We start from the raw sequence: 9,707 nt of genomic DNA on the forward strand, positions 1-9,707 counted from the left end.
AAAATGCTAATAAAATAAAAAACGTAAGTTTAAACTCGTTTTTTTATTTTGTGTATCAAGTAAATATTTTTTAGTTTGTTTTACTTTAGAAATTCGATTGGGGTTTTTTATAAATGGCTCAAGTATTCAGTACCTAAATTTCCCATTTGTCTCAAAATCCAAGTTTGTTTTTTACGAACTAATAAGCTTGGCTTATTTACTTTATAAATGATTGGATTGGGCAACACAGCAGCTAAAAGTGCGGCTTCATTTTGAGATAAATTTTTAGCTGATTTTTTAAAGTAATAGCGACTTGCCGCTTCCACACCAAAAATGCCATTCCCAAATTCTGCAATATTTAAATACACTTCTAAAATACGTTTTTTTGACCAAGTCAGCTCGAGTAGCATAGTTGCTGGAACTTCTAAACCTTTTCGTAGCCAATTTTGTCCGTGCCAAAGCATTAAGTTTTTAGCGGTTTGCTGGGAAATGGTTGATGCTCCTCGGATTCCTTTTTTAGATTTTTCGTTATACCGAATTGCTCGTTGGATAGCCTCAAAATCAAATCCGAAATGTTCAGGAAAACGCTGATCTTCTGATGAAATCACAGCTAATTGAATATTTTGGGAGATATTTTCTAGGCTGACCCAGTTATATTGGATTTGATATCGAAAATCGCCTTGTAAAAGATTAGCGATTTTTTGTTGTACCATATAAGCGGAAAATGGAATAGGTACAAAGCGAAAAATCAGCAACAAAGCAAAAACGGCGAAAAAAAACGAAAGACAACTCGCTGCCAGTTTTTTTTCCACCATTTAGGACTAAATAAGTGAGAAAGTGCGGTAAAAATTCGCTTAGTTTTTTTCAATGAGATCAAGATGTTGTTTCATCCATTGCATAAAATCAGGATCCATCGTTTTAATCATATTGGAACCTCGAGTGATTGTGGCAGCACTTGTATTCAGATTTTGTTGAATTTCACGCTGAGGCATATTTTTATCAATCAGCTGAGAGACAATCTGTAAGCGTAATCCCACCGCATCCCGTTCGTCTGCCGTTAATAATAAGGTTAGAAACTCCTGTGCTTTATTTTCTTCAAAGGCAATTTTTAGCATTTGAAGAAATGCATTCCATTGTTCTAAATTGCGGCTGATATACATAATTACGCTCCCATTCCACACTATTAAACTAGTGCGTTTAGTATAGCCGATTCAATTCTTCTTGGCTAAAGATTTGTGGGTTTTCTTGATTTTGTAAAATTTGATAGTAAAAGTCATAAGTGACTACATTTTGCACATAACCACGAGTTTCGTAAAAAGGAATAGATGCCACAAATTCGTCTAATGCTAATTTTCCATTAGCACGACTTAACCATTTTTCTACTCGATTTGCCCCTGCATTGTAAGCGGCTGCAATCAATATTCGATTATTAGGATATTTTCCATTGAGTTCATTAAGATGTGCGGTACCTAGTAAAATATTATTCAATGGTTTGAATAAATCTTGTTCGCCTTGATAAGGTAGTTGATTATTCTCTACAGTCAATTTTGCCGTGCTTGGCAGAAGTTGCATTAAGCCCCGCGCATTTGCAGAAGATTGTGCCATTGGATTCCAAGCACTTTCTTGACGGGCGATTGCCATAGCAAAAGTTTTGCTGATATTTAAATTCTGTAATGCTGCATTGAAGTATTCTGAATAAGCATTTGGCAGACGAAGGGTCAGGTAATCCCACGCTTTTGCAACAATAGAAGCATCAACAGCTAATTCAAACCATTGTTGGTTTTCAGCATATTCTGCAAGTTTTAGCTGAGTTGTGAAATCAGCATTATCAAGTAAAATTCGCCAACGTTGTTTTGCTAAACCATTTCGTCCAAGTTCTCTCAGCTCTCGAATCATGGCAAAAACTTGCTCGAAAGGAAGTTGTTCTTCTACGGTAAAACTTGGTGCTACTGGAAAATCGACTTTATATGCTTGCTTTAATTGTGCAGCAGCTAACATTGGATAGAACCCACGCTCTTTTGAAAGTGCGGTTAGTTTTTCTATATTTTTTGATATATCTTGTTTGGCTTCCCAATAACGCCATTCTTGTTTTGCTTTGCCTTCAGTAGTAAGTGAATTAAGCCACGGAGAAAGGTCGGTCTTCTGCCAAATTGCCATTCGTAAACGGCGTTCGGTTAGATTATCAGTTTTTAATTGTTGGATTTGTTCATCACGCCATTTTTGAAAATCAGCGTTTTCATTATCAAAAAAACGATTTAAAAAGGCTGTTTTCCACTGTTTGATTTCATCTTCTGAGAGTTGCCAAGTTTCAGCCCATTGCTGATAGAGCTCAAAATTTGGATTCTCTATTTGTTCCGATAATGTTTTTAGATAACGAGGAAAAGCATCAATTAATACACTTTTATCTAAAGTGCTAGGATTGCTGTTCTTTATAATCTCAGCAAGTTGTTTAGGATTTTCTACTTGATTTTGTTCTTTTTGAACCCTGTTATTTTCTTTAGCATTATCCAACGTTGCTGATGTTTGTTGTTCCTCTAATGTGGATAGTTTTTGTAATAAGGCTTGAAATGCTGGCGTCACAAAAGGGTAATTTTGTTGCACTAATGCATGGAGTTCATTTATTGCTTGTTGTTTGCCTTGAATGTCATCACTTTTTAAAAAGGCAATTTTGGTTTCCCAAAAGCGTGCTAGCAAATCGTATTGCAAAGGGTAGTCTTGCAATGAGTCTATTAAGGTTTTTGTGATATTTTGAGTCGCTTCAGAAAATTGCTGGTTTTTTACCGCACTTTTTAGCAAACCTTCAACCTGTAAAAAGGTTTCACGTTGTTTTAAACGTTTTAAGTAGTCTTGATGCTGTATTGACGCCCAGTTTTGTTTTTCTTGCTCAAGATTGATGGATGCTGTTGCCGTGTTAGGTGTATCGGCAAAGGCAGAAAGTGCCGTCAAAATGCAGAGAGAAATTAAAGCGAGTTTTTTCATATTAGCTTATTAGAATTGAGGAGGGCTAAAATACTTTTTTAAATGGTTTTACAATAACATCACCATATACGCCAGCTTCAACATAAGGATCTTGTGCCGCCCAGTCTTTTGCTGCTTGTAAATTTGCGAATTGTGCAATGACGGTTGAACCAGTAAAACCTGCCTCTCCAGGATTTTCATCATCAATAGCTGGATTGGGGCCTGCCGTAAGTAAACGGTTTTCTGCTTGAAGTTGTTTTAAACGAGCTAAGTGTTGCTCGCGTACGGCAAGACGTTTTTCTAATGTATTTGGAATGTCTTGAGCAAAAATCACATAGAACATTATTATTTCCTTCTATTAACAAGCGTTTTGTTCAGCCTCTAACTCTGCAATTGAGGCCAATGCTTTTTCTAATTCGTGGTTATTTTCACGAGGAATCGTGCGTGAGCGACCATTATTATCTACTGCAACGAAGGTAAATACTGCATCAGTCACACAATAACGTTCACCAATTGGCTCACTTGCCACTTTTTTCACCCATACTTCCACTTTAATTTTAATGGAAGAACGTCCTACTTTTAGACATTGGCCGTAGCAACAAACCACATCGCCCACAGAGATTGGTTTGATGAAATTCATGCTTTCAACCGCAACGGTAACCACGCGCCCATGTGCGATTTCTTTTGCTAAAATTGCCCCCCCCATATCCATTTGAGACATGATCCAACCGCCGAAAATATCTCCGTTAGCATTGGTATCAGAAGGCATTGCTAAGGTTCGTAGTAATAGAATCCCTTTCGAATGGCGGCCATTTTTATCAGTAAAATTGGAAGACATTATTTTTCTCCATCTTTTGAATTTGAATCATCTTTAGGTAAATAGCGATAGATATAAGCACCTGAAATAATCGTTGCAATCACTGTCATACCAATAATTCCGAAAGATTTGAAATCAACCCAAGCTTCTTCCGACATATTATGGCTGATATAAATATTCACCAACATACAAATAATAAAGAATACTGCCCAACCTAGGTTAAGTGTATTCCAAGCCTTTTCAGGCAGTTGTAGCTCTTTGCCAAGTAATTTTTTGATTAATGGGGTTTTAAATTGAAATTGTGCTACGAGTAAAACAATGGCAAACAAGGCATTAATAATTGTCACTTTCCATTGCAAATAGCGGATTTCATTAAAGTAAGCGGTTAAAAGTCCAAAAAAAACGACCGCACTTGCCATGATTTTTTGTTGTTTTTCAACGGTTCCGTATTTCCATTTTAAAATCACGATCTGCAAAATTGTTGCCACTACTAATACGATGGCTGCTTCACGTACACCACCGAGTTTGTAAGTGACAAAAAATAAAATTAAAGGGATAAAGTCAAGGAGTTGTTTCATATTGATTAATCCTTCATAAATAAACTGTAGAAACGATAAGTCACTACTAGCATAAAAATATTGAGTAATGCGGTGAAAATTCCTATCACCATATCAAACACAGCATTATTGGAAAATGCGCTTAATTGGAAAATGAGGACTGGCACTAGAAAATAAACCAGTAGGGTATAAATAAACAATACGCCTTTTCGAGTATTTCCTCGCATCCAAATTTTTCGGATAGTTTGCGAAAGTGTATCTTGAGTAGAAAGATAATGTACTGCTGTCAAATTTAAACGGACGAAGAACCAAACGCCAACAATCATCGCGATAAGTGACATGATAGAGGGCGATTTTTTTGTGAGTAATGCAGCAAAGGCTTCACCAAGCCCCAGTAACATTGGTGCAACCATTAATAGATCTAACAGAATTACACCTGCAAAACGACGCAAGGTAAGTGAGAAGGTCTCACCTAAAGTGCGGTAATTTTGTAAGCTAATTTTATGGATTGAGGTTAATCCCCAAGCTGTAATAAAGCTCGTTAAAATTTGAGTGATTGCAACTGAAAAGATAAAACCAGTGATATCTGTATTTGCGAGATTTAATACATCATTTTTATTTTCATCATTAACTGGAAAACTTAAAAGTGCACTCGCACTTTGCACAATAAATAAAATTGCGACAAATTGCAGCATGATTTTTTGTTGATTACGGAAGAAGTTCCAACTGTCTTGCAATACTTGTGTAAAGTTAATTTGCATTATTATCTCTCTATAAAAATGGTGGCGCAATTATACAGGGTTTGCTGATTATTGCATAAATATCGTTAGTGAGGTTATGAATTCATACTGAATTGAGTATATAAAACAAAAGTGGGCAAGGACGCCCACTTTATTTGTTATCTTTAGAGAGATTATTCGTATTATTTTTTCTTCGCGTATTTTAATGAGTCGATAGCAACCGCGAGGATGATAATGCTACCTTTAATGATATATTGCCAGTAAGGGTTTACACCGATGTAAGTTAAACCGTAGTTGATAACTGTAAAGATGATAACCCCAGTGATTACACCAATTACGGTACCTACACCACCTGCGAAGGATACGCCACCCACTACGCAAGCGGCGATCGCATCTAATTCATACATGAAACCTAAGTTATTGGTTGCAGAACCGATACGACCAGCTTCGAGCATACCACCGAAAGCATAGAACATACCTGCAATCATGTAGATGACAACTAAGTTACGTGCAACGTTTACGCCAGATACTTTCGCAGCTTCTGGGTTACCACCGATAGCAAATACGTTTTTACCGAAACGAGTTTTATTCCACATAATCCATACTAATAATGCTGCGATAGCTGCATAGATAGTGATGTAAGAGAGTTTAAAACTACCAACTCGGAAGAATCCTTGAGCGAATGTTGAGAAGTTTTCGCTAAAACCTGCGATTGGAGAACCACCTACTGCATCATAGTATAGTGAGTTGAAACCATATACGATGATCATTGTACCCATGGTTGCGATGAATGGCGTTACATTTAAGTAAGCAATAACTAAACCATTCACTAAACCAATTACTGCACCGATAGCACAAACTGCAAGAATTACCACTGGAATTGGAATTTCACCCATTTCAGGAAATACGCGGTTCATATTTTCCATTGATTGCAACATGGTTGCAGAGATAACCGCAGCTAAACCAACTTGGCGACCGGCAGATAAGTCAGTCCCTTGTGTAATCAACAATCCGGCAACCCCGAGAGCAATAATTAAGCGCACAGAAGATTGGGTTAAGATGTTACTGAAGTTGATTAAATTTAAAAAGGTTGGATCTTGCGCAATAATAATGCCGAGCAAAATCAGCAAGACAAAATAAATCGCATTTTGTTTTAATAAATCAAAGGATTTGTTTTTTTGTAAGGCACTCATGATTTGTTCCTTTTATCTTTATAAATATTTTGCAGCGAGTTGCAAGATTTCTTCTTGTGAAGTTTTTGCAGTTTCTACAATACCCGCCAATTTACCGTTACTCATCACTAAAATGCGGTCAGTTACACCTAGTAATTCAGGCATTTCTGATGAAATCATAATAATGCCTTTATCTTTTTTAGCGAGTTCTTGAATGAGTTGGTAAATTTCAAATTTTGCTCCAATGTCGATACCACGAGTCGGCTCATCAAGCATCAGAATTTCAGGTTGAGTTAAAAGCCAACGACCGATAATGACCTTTTGTTGGTTACCGCCAGAAAGAGAACCAATTGTTGTTCTATGTGATGGCGTTTTTACATTCATTGAATCAATTACCCACTGGGTATCACTTTTCATTTTCTTCGTGCTAAGTAATTTCCATGGTGTGAGATAAGATTTCATATTTGAAATCAATGAGTTAAATTCAATGCTTAAATTAGAGTAAATACCTGTTGAACGACGCTCTTCAGTTACCAATGCAAAGCCATTATTAATCGCTTCAAGTGCGGTATGATTTTTCACGGTTTTTCCGTGTAACTTGATAGTTCCTTCAGTTAATTCACGTACGCCAAAAATAGCTTCAACGATATCAGTACGTTTAGCCCCCACAAGGCCTGCAATACCGAGAACTTCACCTTTTCGTAATTCAAAAGATACGTCTTGAATGGATGGTTGATTTTTAGCGGTAAGATTTTCGACCTGTAAAATTACTTCTTTTGGCGTGTTTGTTTTTTCAGGGAAACGCTGCGTTAATTCACGACCTACCATCATTCCGACAATTTGTTCCATACTGGATTCTTTCACATTTACCGTGTTGATCCATTTACCGTCGCGTAAAATAGTAATTTCATCACAGATTTTGAAGATTTCATCCATTTTGTGAGAAATATAGATAATTCCGCAACCGCGTTGTTTTAATTTGTCGATAATTTTAAACAGATGCTCAACTTCTTTTTCAGAAAGCGAGGATGTTGGTTCATCCATGATTACGATTTTAGCGTTGTATGAAAACGCCTTCGCAATTTCGATCATCTGCATTTGAGAAACTGAAAGTTTGGTGACCTTTTCTTTAGGATCTACATCAATATCCAATTCATCAAAAATCGCTTTAGTATCACGGTACATTTTCGCGTGATCGACAAAAGGTCCTTTAAGTGGATATCGACCAAGCCACAAGTTATCCATTACGCTAGTTTGGCGTACGAGGTTGAGTTCTTGGTGCACCATTGAAATACCATTCTCAAGGGCTTCTTTAGATGTTTTAAAATTGACGGGTTGACCTAAGAAAAGGATTTCACCTTCATCTTTGGCATAAATGCCGAATAAGCATTTTAGTAATGTAGATTTGCCCGCGCCGTTCTCACCCATTAAAGCATGAACAGAATGTGAACGAACCGTTAAGTTTGCATTATCTAAGGCTTTTACGCCTGGAAAGGATTTGCAGACATTGGTCATTGTGAGCAGCACTTGGCTGTCTTGACTTTGAGTTTGAGATGTCATATCCAACCTCGTTAAAAAGGGGAAGGGCAACTTCCCCTTGGATTACAACAAAAATTGATGAGAAATTATTTTAAGAAGTCGCCTAAGTTGTCTTTATCTACACCAACATAAGGGATACGTACAACACGATCTTTTAATTCCCATTTTGTGCCTTCTGTTGCTGCTTTGCCTTGTGATAAGTTGTTAGATAATTGAACAACTGCTTTACCTTGGTTCACACCATCGTTTAACACAGTACCTGCAAGTTCACCTTTTTTGATGAGTTGCAATGCTTCTGGTAATGCATCCACACCGAAGATAGGGAGTTTTTTACCATGTGCTTTGGTTGCTTCTAATGCGCCTAATGCCATACCATCGTTGTTAGAAATAATTACTTCAATGTCGTTCGCTTTAGAGCTAGATAACCAAGCATCTACTTTATCTTTCGCCATTGCAGCATCCCACATACCAGTATCAATAAATAATTGTTCAGTTTGGATACCTTTCGCATTAAGTTCTTCAACTACGAATTTTGTACGAGCTTCAGCATCTGGGTGACCTGGTTCACCTTTTAATAACACGAATTGGATTTTGCCATCTTTATTTAAGTCTAGAGCTGGATTCGCTTTCCATTGTTTTGCAATTAAATCCCCTTGAATTAAACCTGATTCTTTTGGATCAGTACCTACATAGTAAGCGTGTTCATAAGAACCGATAGCTTTTGCACCTGGGTCTTTATTAAAGAATACAACAGGAATGTTGTCTGGTTTTGCTTTGCTAATAATGGTTGGTGCTGCAGCAGGGTCAACTAAGTTAATTGCAAGAGCTTTCACACCTTTGGAAAGTAATACATCAACTTGGTCATTTTGAATTGATTGTGCATTTTGGGAGTCATTCATTAATAAGTTAATGCCACCAAGTGCTTTAGCTTCTTTATCAATTTCTTTACGCATTAAAGACATGAAGTTGTCATCGTATTTGTAAATGGTTACACCAATTTTGTTACTTGCTGCAAAGCTAGAAGATGCTGCACCTAAACCGATAGCCAAAGCAACTGCACTTAATACTGCTGTTTTTTTCATAATAACGCTCCTATTTTGGAATGTTGATGTGTTAGAGATAAATATTGCATTACATTCTGCAATTGATGCCATATTAGCGAATAATCTGCTTGGAATCTGTGATCAAACTCACATAAATGAAAACGATTACATTAAAAATTCGGATTTGTGATCGACATCACATTTTATGAGTGCGTTCACCTTCGAATTTAGATAGATTCCACAGAAAAACGACGTACTAATGTTGGGTTAAATTGAATTGTTGATGGCGTTCTCACCTCATTATCAACAAGGCTTAATGCAAGGTTGGCTGCATAAGTTGCCATTAAATCAATAGGATAGCGAATGGTTGTCAATTTAGGAATTAAATAACGAGCAATTGGCATATCGTCAAAACCAATGATTGAAAATTGGCTTGGTACACTAATATTGTTTTCATTGAGAACTGAAATGGCTCCCGCAGCCATTGAATCGTTATAAGCTACGACCGCAGTAAGATCTTTGTTATAACTAAGCAAATCAATCATTGCTTGTTCACCACCTTCGAAGTCTGGTGAATTGTGCGTTATGGCATGCTCAATAATTGGATAATTGTGATCTTTTAATGCAGTAAGATAACCATCTCGACGCTCAATTTCATCGAAAATAGCATGGTTAGATCCAATATATGCAATATGTTTATGGCCACAGCGAATAAGCATTTCTGTTGCTAAGTAGGTTCCTTTTTTATTATCTAAACTTACGCAACGATTTTCATAGCCTTGAATCACTCGGTTGATAATCACCATTCCTGGTACTGTTTTCAAATAATGGCTAAGTTCATCGTCGGATAACGCTTTCGAATGCACAACTAAACAACTACAACGCTTGCGAAGTAAGGTATC

The 9,707-nt window shown here is 36.9% G+C and carries 10 protein-coding genes and 1 pseudogene; all 11 read right to left on the minus strand.

The window, feature by feature from the left end; genetic code table 11:
• Positions 1 to 107: 107 nt before the first annotated feature.
• A pseudogene (mtgA, locus tag AAX18_RS05700) lies at positions 108 to 847 on the minus strand (monofunctional biosynthetic peptidoglycan transglycosylase).
• Positions 834 to 1,139 (minus strand): trp operon repressor, encoded by a 306-nt coding sequence (trpR, locus tag AAX18_RS05705; RefSeq protein WP_005629736.1) that lies wholly within the window; start codon positions 1,137 to 1,139, stop codon positions 834 to 836. Before trpR ends, mtgA begins: the two are co-directional and overlap by 14 nt.
• Before the next feature lie 37 nt (positions 1,140 to 1,176).
• Positions 1,177 to 2,958 carry a transglycosylase SLT domain-containing protein gene (locus AAX18_RS05710; protein ID WP_046953244.1) on the minus strand — a complete coding sequence of 594 codons (1,782 nt, stop codon included), beginning with the start codon at positions 2,956 to 2,958 and terminating at the stop codon, positions 1,177 to 1,179.
• Positions 2,959 to 2,983: 25 nt separating this feature from the next.
• Entirely contained in the window at positions 2,984 to 3,280 is a 297-nt protein-coding gene (locus AAX18_RS05715; RefSeq protein ID WP_005633433.1) for a YciI family protein, read from the minus strand.
• Between the two features lie 15 nt (positions 3,281 to 3,295).
• Positions 3,296 to 3,775 (minus strand): acyl-CoA thioester hydrolase YciA, encoded by a 480-nt coding sequence (yciA, locus tag AAX18_RS05720; protein WP_046953245.1) that lies wholly within the window; start codon positions 3,773 to 3,775, stop codon positions 3,296 to 3,298.
• Positions 3,775 to 4,332 carry a septation protein A gene (locus AAX18_RS05725; RefSeq protein ID WP_005636812.1) on the minus strand — a complete coding sequence of 186 codons (558 nt, stop codon included), beginning with the start codon at positions 4,330 to 4,332 and terminating at the stop codon, positions 3,775 to 3,777. Before AAX18_RS05725 ends, yciA begins: the two co-directional genes overlap by 1 nt.
• A 5-nt stretch (positions 4,333 to 4,337) precedes the next feature.
• A complete protein-coding gene (locus AAX18_RS05730) occupies positions 4,338 to 5,072 on the minus strand; it encodes a hypothetical protein (RefSeq protein WP_046953246.1) in 735 nt (244 codons plus the stop codon).
• Positions 5,073 to 5,233: 161 nt separating this feature from the next.
• Positions 5,234 to 6,244 (minus strand): galactose/methyl galactoside ABC transporter permease MglC, encoded by a 1,011-nt coding sequence (gene mglC, locus AAX18_RS05735; RefSeq protein ID WP_005645969.1) that lies wholly within the window; start codon positions 6,242 to 6,244, stop codon positions 5,234 to 5,236.
• Between the two features lie 18 nt (positions 6,245 to 6,262).
• Entirely contained in the window at positions 6,263 to 7,783 is a 1,521-nt protein-coding gene (mglA, locus tag AAX18_RS05740; protein ID WP_046953247.1) for a galactose/methyl galactoside ABC transporter ATP-binding protein MglA, read from the minus strand.
• A 65-nt stretch (positions 7,784 to 7,848) separates the two neighbouring features.
• Entirely contained in the window at positions 7,849 to 8,844 is a 996-nt protein-coding gene (mglB, locus tag AAX18_RS05745) for a galactose/glucose ABC transporter substrate-binding protein MglB (RefSeq protein WP_046953248.1), read from the minus strand.
• Positions 8,845 to 9,032: 188 nt separating this feature from the next.
• A partial coding sequence (locus AAX18_RS05750; RefSeq protein WP_046953249.1) for a substrate-binding domain-containing protein occupies positions 9,033 to 9,707 on the minus strand: 675 nt, incomplete at its 5' end.

It is taken from the genome of Haemophilus haemolyticus (assembly GCF_001008205.1).
In the GTDB taxonomy this organism is placed as follows: Bacteria; Pseudomonadota; Gammaproteobacteria; order Enterobacterales; family Pasteurellaceae; genus Haemophilus; species Haemophilus haemolyticus_Q.

Excerpts from the sequence above, each read along its gene's own strand:
- trpR (WP_005629736.1), bottom strand. The coding sequence starts at position 1,139 with ATGTATATCAGCCGCAATTTAGAACAATGGAATGCATTTCTTCAAATG.
- AAX18_RS05710 (WP_046953244.1), bottom strand. The coding sequence starts at position 2,958 with ATGAAAAAACTCGCTTTAATTTCTCTCTGCATTTTGACGGCACTTTCT.
- AAX18_RS05715 (WP_005633433.1), bottom strand. The coding sequence starts at position 3,280 with ATGTTCTATGTGATTTTTGCTCAAGACATTCCAAATACATTAGAAAAA.
- yciA (WP_046953245.1), bottom strand. The coding sequence starts at position 3,775 with ATGTCTTCCAATTTTACTGATAAAAATGGCCGCCATTCGAAAGGGATT.
- AAX18_RS05725 (WP_005636812.1), bottom strand. The coding sequence starts at position 4,332 with ATGAAACAACTCCTTGACTTTATCCCTTTAATTTTATTTTTTGTCACT.
- AAX18_RS05730 (WP_046953246.1), bottom strand. The coding sequence starts at position 5,072 with ATGCAAATTAACTTTACACAAGTATTGCAAGACAGTTGGAACTTCTTC.
- mglC (WP_005645969.1), bottom strand. The coding sequence starts at position 6,244 with ATGAGTGCCTTACAAAAAAACAAATCCTTTGATTTATTAAAACAAAAT.
- mglA (WP_046953247.1), bottom strand. The coding sequence starts at position 7,783 with ATGACATCTCAAACTCAAAGTCAAGACAGCCAAGTGCTGCTCACAATG.
- mglB (WP_046953248.1), bottom strand. The coding sequence starts at position 8,844 with ATGAAAAAAACAGCAGTATTAAGTGCAGTTGCTTTGGCTATCGGTTTA.